The following is a 16,459-nucleotide window of genomic DNA, read 5'->3' on the forward strand; positions in this document are numbered from 1 at the left end:
TATATATATTCCACACAAAATACAATTTTCCTCTATTAATTTCACACAGTCCTTCTTTTGTACAAAAGATCTACAAAAGCCTCTATCCTTGTCTGATAACCTGCTTGCCCGGTATTCTCATCATACACCAGTGACATCACTGGAATGTCGTAATCGCGGCTTATTCTGTTAATTATTCCTTGGGCTATTATCTCAGGGGTGCAGGTAAAAGGCAGGATGTGAATCACACCGTCATATTTTAGTTTAGCATATTTAACGGTATTTGCAACAGTATTAAGACCGTGTCCTCCTATATCTCTTTCTAAATATCCTCTTGCGTTTTTCGCAAATTCCATCCTTTGAGGCAATTTAAAAGCACTGTTAATTAGATAATCGGAAAGATATTCTGTTTTTGTAACTTCTACCCCTAGTTCATTTAAAGATTTGCTGATATCCATATTAGTAAAAGGTTCTAATAGCATGTAAATTTCCCCTACTAGTGCCACTTTAAGCTGTATTTTCCTCTGTACATTTGCATTTTCCTTTAGTTTTTCTATACCTTCCTTCAATACCCTATCTACTTCTTTTATGTCTTTGGCTTTTTCTAATTTTTCCATGTATTTTTCATAGATTTTAGTAGTTATGCCCTGTTTGTCTTCATGCGCCCTGTAGATGAGCAAGTTTTTCTCAAGTTTATCTGCTGCCAACATCTTTTTAACCGCTAAAACAAAAGACTTTATAGCTGATTTTAAATCTACGCCGGGAAAATTTGACGCCAAATCCCTCAAAAAATCTTTTATTCTACCGTGAGGAGGATCAAGAATTATCATGTTAAAATTGTAGCCCAAATCTTTTAGAATTTCCCTTTGCACCTGTCCATAATATCCAAACCTGCAGGGACCTATCCCCCCCAACATGACTATAGTATCTGCTCCTTTTTCTAAAGCCTCTATGTAATTGCCTACGTTGATTTTAAAAGGCAGGCATGCAAATTCATGAGAATTTTTTACTCCCAGTGTCAAAGTTCTATTAGAAGTAGGGGGAGGGTCAATCACCTCTATACCTATGCCTTCAAACATCGTCTTTAATACCATGTTTAAAGAGCCCATGTGAGGATATGTAATCTTCACTTTACCAACACCGCCCTTTTTGTAAATCTTAAAAGGTCCAAAAAAGCCTCCAACCGGGTCATAACACCTGCTTCACCTGTATGCTCATCTATTGTTATTAACATAAAAGGTAATGTTTTTTCTCTTTTGTAAAATCGCTCTAAAAGTTCTGCACTCATAGAATTAGGTCCACATCCAAAAGCAGATATCATGATTACTCCATCTACCCCACCTTTTTTTAGAAAATATAGTCCTGCACCTAAAATATCCCTTTCATAACTCCAAAAAATATCTTTTGGAAGGTATTTAATCCCTTCCAGTATCGAATCTCTATCTAACATTCCCGAAATAATGGTTTCTACCCCCATCCTTTCAAGTTTTCCGAGTATATCCATACTTATATACTCGTCCATGACATTATAAGGATGAGAAAGAACACCTATCCTAAGGTCGAAATCTCTTTTTTCAGCACGTATCGAGCCCTTTTCCCACATCTTTAAAGCCTCTTTTTTAAATCCCTTTTTTATCAGCTCATCAAATCGTTTTTTTTCTTCCTTCGCTTTAAGATAAGCCGATAAGGATTCCTTACTATTTTTGCCCAGCAACTGTCCTGCTTTTAAAAACTCTTTAACAGTAAATTCTTCGCTCTTGTAGTAGTTTATCTCTATGTCTATCAAGGGAGGCAAATCTCCAACCAAACTTCTTACAAAATCCGGAAGACCTAAAAATTTGGAGCATAAATACTTTTTCTCTTCTATACTTACAATCCTTGGAATAAATATATAATCAAGCTTTTTTCTTTTTAAATCTATGACATGCCCTATAAAGGTTTTAACAGGTAAACAGGCATCTTCTACACTATTTTTAACTCCATCATCTACAATTTTTTTATTGGTATCTCCAGAAGTTATGACTTTTGCCCCTAAAGATTCAAAAAAAGTTTTCCACATTGGATAAAAATCATAATACAGAAGTCCTTTTGGCACTCCCACTACTTTCTCCATTTTCCTACTCCTCCTTTTTTCTAAATCCAGTATAAATTTTCCCCACAAAATAAATAAAAAATACCGGACAAAGCCCGGTATTTACATATTGTTCCATGTGTAACAATTTTACCCCTTTACTGCTCCTGCCGCAAGACCTGCCTGCAAGTATCTTTGCAGTACCATAAACAATATTACAAGGGGAAGAGAAGCCATAACTGAAGCAGCTGCAAATTGTGTCCAATGGGCTGAAAACTGGTTGGTTATGAACCTCTGAAGTCCCAAAGCCACTGTGTAATTCTCTGGTGACTTCAAAACCACACTGGACAAAATGAATTCGCTATATACACCCATGAAACTGAACAGAAATATTACTACAAGCATTGGGGTCGCTAACGGAAGAATTATCTTTGTGAAAATCTGCCAATGAGTTGCTCCATCCACCAAAGCCGCCTCATCCAACTCTTTTGGAAGGCTGTCTATATATCCTTTTAAAAGCCATATACTAAAAGCACTGCTTCCTGCCATAACAAGCATTAAAGCATACAAATTGTCTAGCAAATTAAGCTTGGCCATTATCCCGTATATGGCTGGAAGAGCCATAAAGGTCGGAAACATCTGAAGTATCAAAAGAGTCTTTAATCCATTTTTTCTTCCTGCAAATTTCATCCTGCTGAAAGCATAGGCAGATGTAGCAGTCAAAAAGAGTTGAATAATGGCAACTCCTACACTTAAGATCATGCTATTCTTTACCCAAAGTAAAAAATTGGTCTTTTTTAGCACGGTCGAATAATTATCAAAAGTAATATGACTAGGGAAAATGGCTCCAGAAAAGAAAGCATCTCCTGGTGCAAAAGAAGCCCCTACAACCCATGCAACTGGAAACATCATGACAATTATAACAGCCCATATAATCAGGCGACTTATCCACAGAGAAACCTTCTCATGAGGTTTTAACCTTTCTCTGTATTGGACTCTCTTAGCCTGCTTAGTCTGCACCCTTACGCCTGCATATTCCAACTTAATCCACCTCCTTAAAAGCACCAGTGAGGTTCATATTGATAAGGCTTAAAGTACCTATTATAAGGAATATCAGTATGGACAAGGCTGCAGCTAAATCATAACGGTTTGCATTCATCGTTAGCTTGTAGGCAGCACTAACCAGTATATCGGTATGACCAGCAAAAGAAGTATCTGTTCTAGGAGGCCCTCCACCAGTGATTAGAAATGCTGCTCCAAAATTATTGAAATTATATGCAAAAGAAGAAATTATGAGCGGCAGTGTAGAAGAAGTTAGCATCGGAAGGGTTATTTTAGTAAGCTTTTTAAACCATGATGCTCCATCTATATCTGCAACCTCATAAAGTTCGGGTGGAATAGCCTGCAAAGCTCCCAAAGAAGCGTTCATCATAAAAGGATAACCCATCCATACACTTACCATTATAATAGCAAATTTTGCCCAAAAAGGCTCTAAAAGCCATGGTATCATAGGCAAGTGCAATTTCTGAAGTATCAAATTTATACCACCGTACTGCTGGTTTAAAAGTCCTGTCCACGTGAGAACTGCGATAGTACCTGGCAGTCCCCATGGTATAATTAAAATAGCCCTGTAAAAATTTGTCTCCCACATATGCCTGTTATTTAAAACAACTGCCAATAAAAGTCCAACAGTATAGCTTATCAATGTTGCAAGAAGGGCGTAAATAACTGTCCATGCAAAAACAGGTGCAAAGACATTTTTAAAAGGCCCCGTCAATATATCTACGAAATTCTTAAACCCTACAAATTGGTAATTTTTGAAATGATACAAGTTAAAGTTTGTAAAAGCGATATAGATAGTATATGCCATCGGTGCAAAGCTCAAGACGGTCATAGAAAGTATTGCGGGAGACAGGTATGCATAAGGTCTCAGTTTATCTTTCAACGATTTATGCTGATTCATTTTTTCCCTCCCTTTCCTTAAAAAAAGGGGCAAAAAGCCCCTTTTTACTATTGCATAGTAGCAATGCCTTGTTTAATTTGTTTTACCATATCTTCAGCTGCCTTGTCAACAGGTACTTTACCAGATGTTATAAGCTGAAGTGCATTTCCAGCAGGTCCCCATACTTGGCTCATCTGAGGAATGTTAGGCATTGGAATAGCATGCTGCGCTTGCTCAGCAAATGCACTCAGTATCTCATTACCCTTAACCTCTGGATTATCTAACAAGGACTTAATAACAGGAATCCTGTTTCCTGTCTCAAACAGTGGAAGTCCTGTATTTTCAACTAGGTATTTCATTAATTCCCAAGCTTCTTTCTGATGCTTTGAATTTGCACTCACAAAAGCAGCTTGTACACCTGCAAAAGAAGGTGTCGGTTTACCATCAATTTGTGGAAGTGGAGCAACTTTAAATGGCACATTGGCTTTCTTGAAGCCATCCACATCCCACGGGCCACTTATATAAAGCCCTGTCTTGCCACTCTGGAAATTGCCTTTTGCCATATCGTAGTTTATATCTGGAGGCATGAATTTGTATTTCTGAACAAAATCTCTTATAAGTTCTAAGCCTTTCTTTGCACCAGCATTATCAAGTCCTATATCGTTTGGATCCAGTCCACCTCCGGTGTCTTTAAATACATATCCACCATAAGCTGCAATAAACGCAAAGCTGAAATAGAAGTTATTTACGTCATATTGAAATCCTACTTCTTTGCCTAATTTAATCAAGTCGTCTAATGTAGCTGGAGGTGTTTTTACCTTGTCTGTGTTGTAGAAAAGCGCGTAAGTTTCCATTGCAATTGGCACCGCATACATTTTCCCATCGTATGAAACAGCACTTATGCTCATCGGCACATAGTCGTCTTTGTTTATAACTCCTTCTGGCACCTCAGCTAAAAGCCCTGCTTTTTGGAAAGTACCTAGGTTGTCATGGGGCAATCCAAACATGATATCTGGTCCCTTACCGCTTTGAGCTGCTGTAGCAAAAGCCTGGAAGTCACTCTGGTCTGCCAAAACTTTTACTTTGTTTCCTGTCTGTTCTGCCCATTTGTTAGCAATTTCTTGAACTTTTGCTATTTCAGGGTCTGTCAAGTGAGACCACACTATAAGTTCTACAGGCTCCTTTTTTGGTTGCTCTGCCGTCTGAGTTTGAGACGGCTGTTCACTTGTCTTTGCGCCACCGCCACATCCTGTGAGAGCGATTGACAGCACAAAGACCATTGCCGTCAATAAAGCAAGTATCTTTGAATACTTCTTCATACAAATCCTCCTCTTAAAAATTTGTTTTTATAATAATTTGGGGTGCACCCCAAAATTTTACCTTATTTTTACATTTGTCCACACGCTCACACTGTCCTTCGGTAATGTCATACTCTCGATTATATTCTCCCCATCATTTCCTTTTAAAACCTTTACTTCAATTCCCTCTAAAAGACTTCCAAGATAGTCTTTATAATTTCCTCTACTTAACAGGGTCTTTATCCCTCTGACAGTAGTTTTTTCGCCTTTGTTTATAGCCACCAAAACAATGTCCTTTTCATACTGCCTCTCATAAATGTACACTTCATCAGATACGTATCTTGCTGCAGTAGATCCATACTGCAAAGCCGGAGTGTTCTCTCTCAATTTTGCCAGTTGCTTTATGAGTTTATACGCTTTTGTATTCTCATCAAAACTTTCCATCATCGGTCTGTTATAGGGGTCATTTCCACCATTAGTGTCATTATGAAGATACTGTTCAGTCCCATAGTATATAACTGGTATTCCTCGAGTAGTCATTATAAAAGCAATAGCCTCATGCAATTTGTTCTTATCATTATTCAGAGATAAAAACCTGGGCATATCATGGTTATCTATAAATGTAACCAGAGCATAAGGTTTTTCATAATCCTTGTTGGTCTCCTCCAATGTGTCGTTTAACCTCTCAAAGCCATAGCCTTTACCAAAAACATCTCTTATAGCACCATTTAACATAAAGTCCAAAACAGAAAACCCTGTAGTATTGGCAAACTGTATGTTATAACCGTAAAGAGGGTCAGTAGGACCGCTTAGCATCCATTCAGCAAATAGCAAAGCGTCTTTTTTAACACCATAAATGGCATCAGCAAAACTTTTTACCCACTCCATGGGCATATGTTTTGCCGCATCTAATCTTACCCCATCGATTCCATGGCTAAACCATAATTTAATAGAGTCTTTCAAATACTTGTCAACAATAGGATTATCCTGATTTAAATCTGCAAGGTCAAACAAATTCTTGTCCTGCAAGTCTTTCAAATTGTTCCAGTTGGTAATTCCACCATTGTGGTGAAAAAGTCCCAATTTGTCGTCACTATAAGTGCCTATCAGTTTGCCATCATCATACAATGCACCATTTTCTGCAAAGAAAGGGTCATCTTCTCTTGCTGGACTCGTATGGTTTGGGGCAAAGTCTAAAATCACCTTTAATCCATTGTTGTGTGCAACCTTTACAAAATTGTCAAAGTCCTCCCATGTACCGAAATGTTCTTCTACTCTTTTAAAATCCCTAGCCCAATATCCATGATAAGGTGCATTTACTTCTCCATTATACATTGCCGGTTTGTTGATGTTGTCTACAACAGGAGAAATCCATACGGCTGTAGCTCCCATACCCTTTATATAAGGGATTTTCTCTATCAGACCTTTCAAATCCCCTCCCCAGTACATTCTCCAGTTGGTATGGGTTGGGTCAAACATTCCTTTGCTTACTTCCGGGTCATCATTTGAAGAATCTCCGTTGTAAAACCTGTCTATCATCACCTGGTATATGACTTCTGATTTTGGAACTTTTGCCTCTTGCTTATTACTACATCCGCTCAAAACCAGCAGCAATGCTAGTAAAAGTAGCACTATTAATTTTAGCTTTTTATTCATTTCCTTCCCCCTTGCAGGTTAATCCCATAATATTACAGCAATCGCTTTCCTGAAACGCAATTAAAAAAGAGGCAATGAAAAAAACATTGCAATCGCTTGCGCGATGATTTCAATAATATTGTATATCTTATTTAAACGAATGTCAATAGATTTTTTTGTACAAGAACGCTAAAAATTAAGGCTTAATTGATCAAGTCGATTATTACTTCTGCAAGCTTTTGCTCATCGTGCCTTATATACTCTTTTCTTACGGCTACCAAATCCTCTTCTACCACTTTTATACCCATCTTTTCAATTTCTTCTTTATCGTATCTGACAGGTTCAGACATGTCTTTTATGTATCGCTTTTTATACTCCTCCGGTATTTCGCCTTTGTTTACGATCACATAATCTAAAGATTTAAGCCCATGATCAAAAAGAGCCTTTATATGGTCAGTAGCAGTATACCCCAAAGTCTCACCCGGTTGTGTCATTATATTACATACATATATTTTTATGGCTTTAGATGTTTCAATAGCATCACAAATTCCATCTACCAATAGGTTTGGAATAACACTCGTGTACAAACTTCCCGGTCCTAATACTATCGCCTCCGCATTTAATATATCCACTAAGACCTCTTCAAAAGGAGCAGCAGGCGAAGGTTCTAAATATATCCTCTTTATCCTGCTGTTTTCTTTTTGCTGTATCTCAGGTATTTTGGACTCTCCTTTTATGATAGTACCATTTTCCAGTTCTGCTATAAGCCTTACATCTTCTACTGTAACAGGAAGGACTTTTCCTGACACAGCTAATACTTCACTCATCCTCTTGACAGCCTCTTCAAAACTGTTAGAAATTCCTATCATTGCAGCCAAAAACAAATTTCCAAAACTCTGCCCCTTTAACATACCCTCTGTAAATCTGTACTGAAGAAGCTGTTCCATTGTGGGCTCTGTATTCGCCAAAGCTAGTATGCAGTTTCGTATATCTCCAGGTGGAAGTATACCTAAATCTTCTCTTAATATCCCAGAACCTCCTCCGTCATCTGTTACTGTCACTACAGCAGTTATATTCGTTGTAAAGAGCTTGAGCCCTCTTAGCATTGTAGAAAGTCCCGTACCTCCTCCAATCGCCACAATGCGAGGCTGCTTACTCATATTACATCTACTCCTCTCCAACATCTCTGTGATTTATAACAACAGAATAGTCCTCTTTTTTCAAAAGGTCATAAAGAGCATTAGCAATTACAACGGATCTATGTTTTCCTCCTGTACAACCAATGCCTATAACAAGTTGCGATTTTCCTTCTCTAATATAATATGGAATTAAAAACTTAATCATGTCCCCTAATCTTTTCAAAAATTCCTTCGCTTCTCCCCATTTCATCACATATTCTTTTACTTTTTCATCATTTCCGGTCAGAGGTCTTAATTCGTCGATATAGAAAGGATTAGGCAAAAACCTGACATCAAATACGAGATCGGCATCAAGAGGTATCCCATATTTATAACCAAAAGACATAATGTCAATTATTATTCCTTTAAACTTTTTACCTTTCAAGAAAATATTCGATAATTCCTCTTTTAGCTGAGAAACGGTCAAATTAGAAGTATCTATTATATAATTGGCAATCTTCCTTATCTCTAAAAGTCTTTTTCTTTCCTCATTTATGCCATCTACTATCCTTCCCTCTTCCGACAGAGGATGCCTCCTTCTAGTCTCTTTAAACCTTTTTATCAAGACTTCATCAGAAGCCTCTAAAAACACTATTTCATAGTCGTAATTATTTTTTTTCAAAAAGTCCAAGCTAGAGTAAATATCTTCAAAAAACTGTCCTCCTCTCAAGTCCATCCCTAAAGCTACTTTGTCAATATTCTTTGATTGATAAAATAAATCAGCAAGCTTTGGAAGAAGAGCGGGAGGAAAATTGTCTATACAGAAAAAACCCATATCCTCCATCGCCTTTAAAGCCTGCGTCTTTCCTGCACCAGAAAGCCCTGTTATTATCACAAACCTCATATTTTATCACCTCTCGGCGTTTATTACATCCTCTTCAGTTAACCCAGCTTTTTTAGCAATTTCAATACCCTTTTTAAAATCGCCCACTCTCGAAGGGGTGTGGGCATCACTGTTTATTACAAATTTGCACCCCTCTTCTTTTGCTATTTTTACATACTCCACTGTCAAGTATCCATGACTCGAGTTAATCTCTAATGCTGTTCCCCTTTCTTTTGCTGCTCTAGCTAATTTTTGTGTATCAATATCCACTTTTGCTCCGGGATGAGTTATTATATCGATTTTATATTTTTTTATCGCTTTTACCATTGCTTCTGTATTTTTTCCTCTCATCTCTTCTCTAAGATAACCTGTATACTTTGATACCATATTTTTACCAAAAAGGTCAAGGGCGTCTTTAAAACTTTTCGGCACTATTCCAGTGTGGTACCCAACAAGCAAAATATCTAGATACTTCAAAAGCTCATCGGGAACATCAATATCCCCTTCTATACTTATCAAATTCGCTTCCACTCCCATGAGTATCTCTATCTGAGGGTATTTCTCCTTAAGCTTATCTATTTCATCCCTCATCCTTTGAAAATCTTTCTTCCTCATGCCGTAAAAAATGTGAGCAGGGCCATGGTCAGTAATAGCAATAACTTTAAGTCCTATCTCTATAGCCCTTTTTACATTTTCTTCTATTGTCCCCTTGCCGTGGCTGTATATCGTATGGGTGTGATAATCTGCAAAAATTTTCATTTGTTCTTCTCTCCTATTTTTCTCCTACAATTTTTATCTCAGGCACAAGGTCAACTCCGAACTTCTCTTTTACTACTTTCTTAATATACTCAATCAAGTTGAGTACATCGTAAAAAGTCGCATTCCCAGTGTTTATAATAAATCCCGAATGCTTCTCTGAGACTTTAGCGCCCCCGATCGAGTACCCTTTAAGACCCGCATCTTCAATAAGCTTTCCTGCATAGTACCCTGGAGGCCTTTTAAAAGTGCTCCCCGCACTGGGATAATCCAGAGGTTGTTTTTCTTTTCTCCTCTGATTTAGTTCCTCCATCTTCTTTTTTATCTCTTCATAATTCCCTCTTTCAAGAGAAATCCAGGCTCTTAGCACTATCCATTCTTTTTCTTGCAAAATGCTATATCTATAAGAGAACTTCATTTCCCGATTGGAAAGAATCAGTATATTGTTATTTTCATCTAAAACTTCCACCTTTTCTACCACGTCCTTCATCTCAGGCCCATAGGCACCGGCATTCATCACTATGGCTCCACCCAGAGTGCCAGGTATACCACTTGCAAATTCAAAACCGGTAAGCTCATGTACCAATGCCACATTTGCAATATAGGACAGGGATGCTCCCGCTTCTGCTATTATCTTAGTTCCTTCTACAATGACATTCCTCAAAGAACTAAGTTTTACAACCACGCCTCTTATACCTTTTTCACTTACCAGCAAATTAGTGCCATTACCTAGAATAAAAAAAGGTATTTTTTCCTGTCTTAAATACGCGATGAGATTAATAAGTTCGTCTCTACATCCCGGAACAGCTAGTACATCAGCTGGTCCTCCTATTTTAAAAGAGGTATGCCTTTTCATTGGCTCATTTAAGTATAATTTCCCCTCTTTTAAAATTTCTTTCAATTTATCAACAAGTATCTCAGCCACTGTACCACTCCTCAAAATCAAAAATCAAAAAATTATTCCATCTATAGTCTATCAATTACATGTTAATTTCATTCCACATGCAATTTTATAATACCACTTTTTATTTACAAAATAAATAGGAGGGAAAGTCCCTCCTTTCATGCGTTGTAACATACTTTAAATCTTTTTGTAACACACCCTTCCGCATCGTACATACTCACTACTGCTGTACATTTTTTTATCTTTATCTCACAGTTACAATCCCTGCAAAAATAGAGGTTATTTCCTATCTTGCCCACATTAGTGCTCTTGCAATTTGGGCATTCCATAAAGTGCTCACCTCTTCATTACCACAATCTTCTCAAAATTTTGAACATTCTATGTACACCCTCTACTTTCATCCACTACATATTATACCACATAATGCAAATAGGAAATAGTCTAATATTTTGGATTTTTTCTTACATTTTCTTAATATTTCTTCTCTTTTTATGCTTTTTCTCCTAGAATAAATAAACACAAGTCGTTTGCCCTACATTTCTAATTCCCTCTTTATTTTCGCAACAATAGAATCGGCAGCTCCAAATCCCATATTTATGCATTTTCCTGCCCGGTCAAATCTACACCAGTGTATATTATCGACATTAGGTTTTAAAAAATCACTTTAGAATTTTGTCACTCCTCAAGAAGCTCTTTTACAACTTCTATACCGTTTAATTTCATGTGATACAAAAACATGGTATGTATCAAATTGCCATCATGAGGCATTATCTTGAGGGACTCGGCAGTTTTTACAGATGTATCATACGTTTCAACGCAATTTTCCGGTACAATTACATTTACTTTAAGATTATTGGCATTTGCAATCATTTTTATAGACATAGCCGTCTGGTAAACGCATAAGTCAGTGCAATCTCCTACAACGATAAAAGTAGATTTTCCTTCCTTTATCATTTCAACAACTTTCTTTAAAAACTCATTCCCGCCTTCTAATTCCCCACCAAAAAACACATTTAATGAATTTTTCTCTACAATCACAGGTTCTCCTTCAATTATTTCTTTTAATTCGTCAACAATTTCACTCTCATAGGTGCCTTTTACACAGTGAGGAGGAAATTCTCCAAATTCAACTGCATCTGAAGGATGAGCGTCATTTAAAAAGAACACATTTTTTATCCCCATCCTATAGCAGGCTTTTAATAAATTTTTTATGGGTTCTATTATGCCTGCAACTCTTGGACTAGCTAATGGACCGCTTTTACAAAAACCGTTTAGCATATCCACAACCAAAACTGAAACCTTATCCTCTCCACCAGCATTGTATATTACACTGCTCAAGCTTTTTTCTTCAAGGTTGCTATAAAAGTCAAAAAGGTAATTTAAAAAGGGCCTGGTGTTATACAAAAAGCTATCAAAATTCATAAAAAATTACCCCCTCTAATCAACTCTTTTGCCAAAATTATACCACAAAAATACTTAATCCAGTACATTGAAAAAAGTTTCTCTTGCCACAGCTAAAAGCCTCCCATCTTCTTTGTAGGCTTCACAAACTGCCACAGTAGTTTTACTCCCCGCATGAACTATTTTACCTGTCGCTTTCACTTTTTCTCCCACTTTCACTGGCGAAAGGTAATTTATATTCATCTCAATAGTTATCACCTGTTTACCTACTGTCCTTGCCGCCATACCCATAGTGATATCCATCACTGAAAAAAGCACGCCTCCATGAGCAATATTAAGAGGATTAAGGTGCTTTTCTTCAATTTCTATTTCTGTCACAGCATAGCCTTGTCCCAGTTCTACCACATGAACTCCTATTAACTGATGAAAATTTGTATCCCTGTTCACTTTCAAAAGTTCTTCAAAAAGTTTCTCATCTATTCCCGCATTTTTTGCCTTCACCTTTTATCCCCTCTTTCTTAAGTTGCTGTCTTTATTATAGCATAAAAAATAGCAGGACATTTTATCCTGCCTCTAAAACGCGAATATTTTGTGCCATATCTTTATAACATATCCTTCAATAGGGTCAAATATTCCGTCAAGTCTTTTTACGATCTCACTCCCCATAAAACCTATTGCAAAACCTCCTATTACATCAAAAGGATAATGGACTCCAACGTACACTCTCGCAAACAAAAGAAGTAAAGTTAACCCCATCATTATTCTTCCAATCAACCTATCGTACATAAGCTCGGCAAAAGAAAGTGCAGAACCTCCTGATGCATGGTCACTCGGAAAAGAAGCATCAGCTGGATGTCTCACCAAAAGATTAACTTTGTTATGCACAAAAGGCCTTGGCTCAAAATAAATAGTTGAAACCATCAAATTTAGCCCTAACGCGATAATAGCCGCAAAAAAGGCATCCATAGAAGCCTTTTTGCCACTATCACTCCCTATAAACCACTGCAAAATTAAAAGTACTCCGTAAATTAAAGGGGAGTAGACTGCGATAAAAATCATAGTTTTATCCAAAAAAATATTATGGCCTGCAAGACCATTTATCATGTGAAAAAGTTTTAGATTCATTTCTCTCACCTCATATTCATTATACCCTCTACTTTTTAGAAAAAAATTAAAGATTCATTAAAAATTGATTAAAATCAATAATCAATTCCCAAATCTTCTATAATGCTTATAAATGCTTCCACAACTTTGGGATCAAACTGCACTCCTGCATTTTTTCTCAGTTCCGCTACGGCTTCAGCTATTGTAAGAGGAGATTCTCTATAAGGCCTTTTTGAAGTCATTGCATCAAAAGCGTCCGCAACAGCTATTATTCTCGACCCCAAAGGTATATCTTCCCCTTTCAATCCATCGGGATAGCCCTTCCCATCGTACCGCTCATGGTGATGCCTTATTATTTTAGCAACATTCTCCATAACCTTTAACTTCTTTACGATTTCATACCCCATTACTGGGTGATCCATTATCTCAGCAAATTCCTGATAACTGAGTTTCCCTGGTTTCTCTAAAATTTCTTCTCTTATCCCAATCTTTCCTATGTCATGAAGTCTTGCTGCAGTTATTATCTCTTCCGCCTCTTTCCCTTGAATACCCATTTTTAAAACAATTTGTGTAACTAACTTGCAGACTCTCTGGGAATGTCCCTGGGTATAAACATCCTTTGCTTCCAGCGCAGATATCATAGCATTTTCCATATCCCTTAAGTTCTCCTGCATCTCTTCCATCATTTTTTTCAATCTCTCTGCCTGCATCCTAAAATAACTTATTGACACAGAGACAAAATAATATATCGGCACAGATATTATAAAAGTTACCAAAAATATGTAAGATTTTTCAGTTAAGTATATCTCTAAAAATTCACCTACGCTTACTATGGTAGGAATAATCAGGCTCTTTTTTATGTCAAATTTGAGGGCTGAAATTATCACAGGAATATACAAAAGCCTTGTATACGCATAAAAATATATGGTATTTATATTTCGAGAAGTGTAAAATATCAATACAATTAGTAAAATCAAAAACATAAAAATCAAGCCATCCATAAATTTTTGATTTTTCAAAAACTTATACCCTCTCATAACACTTCTCTCCCAAAATTGCAAAACATTCTGTTTTTCATCATTTTTCGCCTTATTTTATAAATATTCTACAATTTCTATTTTTTACTGTCAATAATCGATTACATTTGAATTTTTAATGAATTTTTAATATTTGTTTGATATAATAGGCAGAGAAATGTAAAGGGGTGGAAAATTAATGAGAATTCTCCTTGTGGATGATGAAGAAAATCTGGTAAATGCGCTATATAAAGCTTTAAAAGAAGAAGGTTACAGTGTAGACATTGCACAGAACGGCTTGGAAGGCTTGGATTACGCTCGAATGAATGTGTATGATGTGATAATTCTGGATATAATGCTTCCAGGCCTAGATGGAGTAAAAATTCTGGAAACCTTGAGAAATGAAGGCATAAATACCCCCGTATTGATGCTTACAGCAAAAGATTCTATTGAAGACAAAGTAAAAGGCCTCGATACAGGAGCAGATGACTATCTCACAAAACCTTTTGAACTTTCTGAATTAATGGCGAGGATTAGGGCTTTACTAAGAAGAGAATCTCCTACAAAAAGCCCCATATTGAAAGTTGCGGACCTAGAACTTAATACCCTTACCCGTCAAGTAAAAAGAGGAGGAAAAGAAATTAACCTTACCAGTAAAGAGTTCGCTCTATTAGAGTATATGATGAGAAACACAGGAAGAGTTTTAACTCGCAGCCAAATAGCAGATCATGTGTGGGATTATGAATTTGATGGTTTTTCAAACATCATAGACGTATACATACGGTACCTCAGAAAAAAAATTGACGATGGCTTTGAAAATAAACTAATCCACACCATAAGAGGAAGTGGATATTGTTTAAAGGAGATAAAGTGATATGAAAAAATTGTATTTCCCATTAAAAATTAAATTGACTCTCTGGTATGTACTTCTCTTGGCCTTTGTCTTATTTTTATTCAGTATCATGACGTATTTAATTCTGGAAAAAATGTTAATTTCAAATGAGGATGCTACATTAAAAACTCAAGCTCAGCAAGTATCTTCACTTTTGGACATTGAAAATGGAAAAATAAAATCAGCGGATGAACTTTTTTACGCCAATACCGAATTTTATGGGGCTTTGTATTCGTATCCTGATCTTAGATTGATTGAATCCAATATTCCAAAAGCTCTACTGGACCAGTATACTTACTCACCAAACTTCATAGGAAAATATGAAACCTTAAGATACAGCAAAGGAAGTATACGCTTGTATTCAGAACCTATTTACTATGATAATAAAATAATAGGAATAATAGTAATAGGGCAATCTTTAAACCTTATGAATTTAACAATGAAAAATTTATTTGGAATCTTTATTTTTTTAATCCCTCTTTTCATACTGATCGCTTCTTTAGGAGGCATCATAATAGCAAATAAAGCTTTACATCCCATAAGCCACATAATAAAAGTAGCAAGAGAAATAAGCGTAGGAGACCTCTCGAAAAGACTGAATCTTCCCTACACCGGAGATGAAATCGGCAATCTCGCTCAAACTTTTGATCTTATGCTTGAAAGACTGGAAAACTCTTTTGAAAGGCAAAAACAGTTTACAAACGACGCATCCCACGAATTAAGAACGCCTATTGCAGTAATACAAACTCAAGCAGAATCTGCCTTAAATGGAAAAAGAACAATCGAAGAATATAGAAAAGCTTTAGAAATCATACTTGAGGAATCAAAACATATGTCAAAACTTATACACAATCTTTTATTCTTGGCAAGAAGTGATGCAAACGCAGAAAGGCTATTGATGGAGAATTTAAACTTAAGCGATCTCATAGAGGGAATGGTTAGTGAACTTGAACCTATTGCAGAAAGCCATGGATTAACATTAAAGGTTGTAAAAAATGACCCCTCTTACGTTAGAGGAGACCAAACTAGGATAATTCAGCTGTTTTACAATTTAATAGACAATGCGATAAAATATACTCCGCAAGGCGGAAGAATAGAAATAAGTATTGAAAACTACGGAAAATTCATAAAAACTTCTATAAAAGATACAGGAATAGGGATACCTAAAGAACATCTCCCCCATATTTTTGAAAGATTTTATAGAGTTGACAAGGCAAGAGACAAAAAAAGCGGAGGAAGCGGCTTAGGACTTTCTATATGTAAGTGGATTGTTAATGCCCACGGAGGAAAAATAGAGGTAGAAAGCCAAGAAGGAAAGGGGACTACTTTCACAGTATGGCTTCCGGCATTAAGAAAAATGAGCTAGAAAAAACTAGCTCATCTCAGTTTGTTGACAAAGTGCTTCTTATTTAAGTGGCATTTTGTGTTAATGCTCCGGAGTTGCAAAGCGACTAAACTAA

At 36.6% G+C, this 16,459-nt stretch carries 17 protein-coding genes; 2 read left to right on the forward strand and 15 right to left on the reverse strand.

What is annotated here, in order from left to right; genetic code table 11:
• Positions 1 to 41: 41 nt before the first annotated feature.
• The 15 genes from ACPLVE_RS02625 to ACPLVE_RS02695 form a co-directional block, all read right to left on the reverse strand.
• Positions 42 to 1,109 carry a 2-hydroxyacyl-CoA dehydratase gene (locus ACPLVE_RS02625; RefSeq protein WP_424609583.1) on the reverse strand — a complete coding sequence of 356 codons (1,068 nt, stop codon included), beginning with the start codon at positions 1,107 to 1,109 and terminating at the stop codon, positions 42 to 44.
• Positions 1,106 to 2,092 (reverse strand): acyl-CoA dehydratase activase-related protein, encoded by a 987-nt coding sequence (locus tag ACPLVE_RS02630; RefSeq protein WP_424609584.1) that lies wholly within the window; start codon positions 2,090 to 2,092, stop codon positions 1,106 to 1,108. The genes ACPLVE_RS02625 and ACPLVE_RS02630 overlap by 4 nt, the downstream gene beginning before the upstream one ends.
• Before the next feature lie 108 nt (positions 2,093 to 2,200).
• Complete coding sequence (locus tag ACPLVE_RS02635; protein ID WP_424609612.1) at positions 2,201 to 3,070, reverse strand: sugar ABC transporter permease; 870 nt, start codon at positions 3,068 to 3,070, stop codon at positions 2,201 to 2,203.
• A gap of 22 nt (positions 3,071 to 3,092) precedes the next feature.
• On the reverse strand, positions 3,093 to 4,013 hold the full coding sequence (locus ACPLVE_RS02640) for a carbohydrate ABC transporter permease (RefSeq protein WP_424609586.1): 921 nt from the start codon (positions 4,011 to 4,013) through the stop codon (positions 3,093 to 3,095).
• Positions 4,014 to 4,060: 47 nt separating this feature from the next.
• Positions 4,061 to 5,311, reverse strand: coding sequence for a maltose ABC transporter substrate-binding protein (locus ACPLVE_RS02645; RefSeq protein ID WP_424609587.1), 1,251 nt, complete (start codon positions 5,309 to 5,311; stop codon positions 4,061 to 4,063).
• Between the two features lie 57 nt (positions 5,312 to 5,368).
• Positions 5,369 to 6,946 carry an alpha-amylase family glycosyl hydrolase gene (locus ACPLVE_RS02650; protein WP_424609588.1) on the reverse strand — a complete coding sequence of 526 codons (1,578 nt, stop codon included), beginning with the start codon at positions 6,944 to 6,946 and terminating at the stop codon, positions 5,369 to 5,371.
• A gap of 182 nt (positions 6,947 to 7,128) precedes the next feature.
• Entirely contained in the window at positions 7,129 to 8,085 is a 957-nt protein-coding gene (locus tag ACPLVE_RS02655) for a gluconeogenesis factor YvcK family protein (protein WP_424609589.1), read from the reverse strand.
• 7 nt (positions 8,086 to 8,092) lie between these two features.
• A complete protein-coding gene (gene rapZ, locus ACPLVE_RS02660; RefSeq protein ID WP_424609591.1) occupies positions 8,093 to 8,947 on the reverse strand; it encodes an RNase adapter RapZ in 855 nt (284 codons plus the stop codon).
• 6 nt (positions 8,948 to 8,953) lie between these two features.
• Positions 8,954 to 9,685, reverse strand: coding sequence for a PHP domain-containing protein (locus ACPLVE_RS02665; protein WP_424609592.1), 732 nt, complete (start codon positions 9,683 to 9,685; stop codon positions 8,954 to 8,956).
• 13 nt (positions 9,686 to 9,698) lie between these two features.
• A complete protein-coding gene (gene murB, locus ACPLVE_RS02670) occupies positions 9,699 to 10,607 on the reverse strand; it encodes a UDP-N-acetylmuramate dehydrogenase (RefSeq protein WP_424609594.1) in 909 nt (302 codons plus the stop codon).
• 137 nt (positions 10,608 to 10,744) lie between these two features.
• Positions 10,745 to 10,915 carry a hypothetical protein gene (locus ACPLVE_RS02675; RefSeq protein ID WP_011026017.1) on the reverse strand — a complete coding sequence of 57 codons (171 nt, stop codon included), beginning with the start codon at positions 10,913 to 10,915 and terminating at the stop codon, positions 10,745 to 10,747.
• Between the two features lie 346 nt (positions 10,916 to 11,261).
• A complete protein-coding gene (locus ACPLVE_RS02680; RefSeq protein ID WP_424609596.1) occupies positions 11,262 to 12,008 on the reverse strand; it encodes a cysteine hydrolase family protein in 747 nt (248 codons plus the stop codon).
• A 54-nt stretch (positions 12,009 to 12,062) separates the two neighbouring features.
• Positions 12,063 to 12,488, reverse strand: a complete 426-nt coding sequence (locus ACPLVE_RS02685; protein WP_424609597.1) for a PaaI family thioesterase — start codon at positions 12,486 to 12,488, stop codon at positions 12,063 to 12,065.
• Between the two features lie 72 nt (positions 12,489 to 12,560).
• Positions 12,561 to 13,112 carry an undecaprenyl-diphosphatase gene (locus tag ACPLVE_RS02690; protein ID WP_424609599.1) on the reverse strand — a complete coding sequence of 184 codons (552 nt, stop codon included), beginning with the start codon at positions 13,110 to 13,112 and terminating at the stop codon, positions 12,561 to 12,563.
• 74 nt (positions 13,113 to 13,186) lie between these two features.
• Entirely contained in the window at positions 13,187 to 14,092 is a 906-nt protein-coding gene (locus tag ACPLVE_RS02695) for an HD-GYP domain-containing protein (RefSeq protein ID WP_424609601.1), read from the reverse strand.
• A 214-nt stretch (positions 14,093 to 14,306) separates the two neighbouring features.
• Between ACPLVE_RS02695 and ACPLVE_RS02700 the strand changes: the two genes are divergently transcribed.
• Both ACPLVE_RS02700 and ACPLVE_RS02705 read left to right on the forward strand, forming a co-directional pair.
• Positions 14,307 to 14,981, forward strand: coding sequence for a heavy metal response regulator transcription factor (locus ACPLVE_RS02700; protein ID WP_424609603.1), 675 nt, complete (start codon positions 14,307 to 14,309; stop codon positions 14,979 to 14,981).
• A gap of 1 nt (position 14,982) precedes the next feature.
• A complete protein-coding gene (locus ACPLVE_RS02705) occupies positions 14,983 to 16,365 on the forward strand; it encodes a sensor histidine kinase (protein ID WP_424609605.1) in 1,383 nt (460 codons plus the stop codon).
• Positions 16,366 to 16,459: the final 94 nt, after the last annotated feature.

It is taken from the genome of Caldanaerobacter sp., from assembly GCF_049701115.1.
In the GTDB taxonomy this organism is placed as follows: Bacteria; Bacillota; Thermoanaerobacteria; order Thermoanaerobacterales; family Thermoanaerobacteraceae; genus Thermoanaerobacter.

What these genes read in the sequence shown, in the direction of transcription:
- ACPLVE_RS02630 (WP_424609584.1), bottom strand. Translation starts at nt 2,092, where the DNA reads ATGGAGAAAGTAGTGGGAGTGCCAAAAGGACTTCTGTATTATGATTTT.
- ACPLVE_RS02640 (WP_424609586.1), bottom strand. Translation starts at nt 4,013, where the DNA reads ATGAATCAGCATAAATCGTTGAAAGATAAACTGAGACCTTATGCATAC.
- ACPLVE_RS02645 (WP_424609587.1), bottom strand. Translation starts at nt 5,311, where the DNA reads ATGAAGAAGTATTCAAAGATACTTGCTTTATTGACGGCAATGGTCTTT.
- ACPLVE_RS02650 (WP_424609588.1), bottom strand. Translation starts at nt 6,946, where the DNA reads ATGAATAAAAAGCTAAAATTAATAGTGCTACTTTTACTAGCATTGCTG.
- ACPLVE_RS02655 (WP_424609589.1), bottom strand. Translation starts at nt 8,085, where the DNA reads ATGAGTAAGCAGCCTCGCATTGTGGCGATTGGAGGAGGTACGGGACTT.
- rapZ (WP_424609591.1), bottom strand. Translation starts at nt 8,947, where the DNA reads ATGAGGTTTGTGATAATAACAGGGCTTTCTGGTGCAGGAAAGACGCAG.
- ACPLVE_RS02665 (WP_424609592.1), bottom strand. Translation starts at nt 9,685, where the DNA reads ATGAAAATTTTTGCAGATTATCACACCCATACGATATACAGCCACGGC.
- ACPLVE_RS02675 (WP_011026017.1), bottom strand. Translation starts at nt 10,915, where the DNA reads ATGGAATGCCCAAATTGCAAGAGCACTAATGTGGGCAAGATAGGAAAT.
- ACPLVE_RS02680 (WP_424609596.1), bottom strand. Translation starts at nt 12,008, where the DNA reads ATGAATTTTGATAGCTTTTTGTATAACACCAGGCCCTTTTTAAATTAC.
- ACPLVE_RS02690 (WP_424609599.1), bottom strand. Translation starts at nt 13,112, where the DNA reads ATGAATCTAAAACTTTTTCACATGATAAATGGTCTTGCAGGCCATAAT.
- ACPLVE_RS02695 (WP_424609601.1), bottom strand. Translation starts at nt 14,092, where the DNA reads ATGGATGGCTTGATTTTTATGTTTTTGATTTTACTAATTGTATTGATA.
- ACPLVE_RS02700 (WP_424609603.1), top strand. Translation starts at nt 14,307, where the DNA reads ATGAGAATTCTCCTTGTGGATGATGAAGAAAATCTGGTAAATGCGCTA.
- ACPLVE_RS02705 (WP_424609605.1), top strand. Translation starts at nt 14,983, where the DNA reads ATGAAAAAATTGTATTTCCCATTAAAAATTAAATTGACTCTCTGGTAT.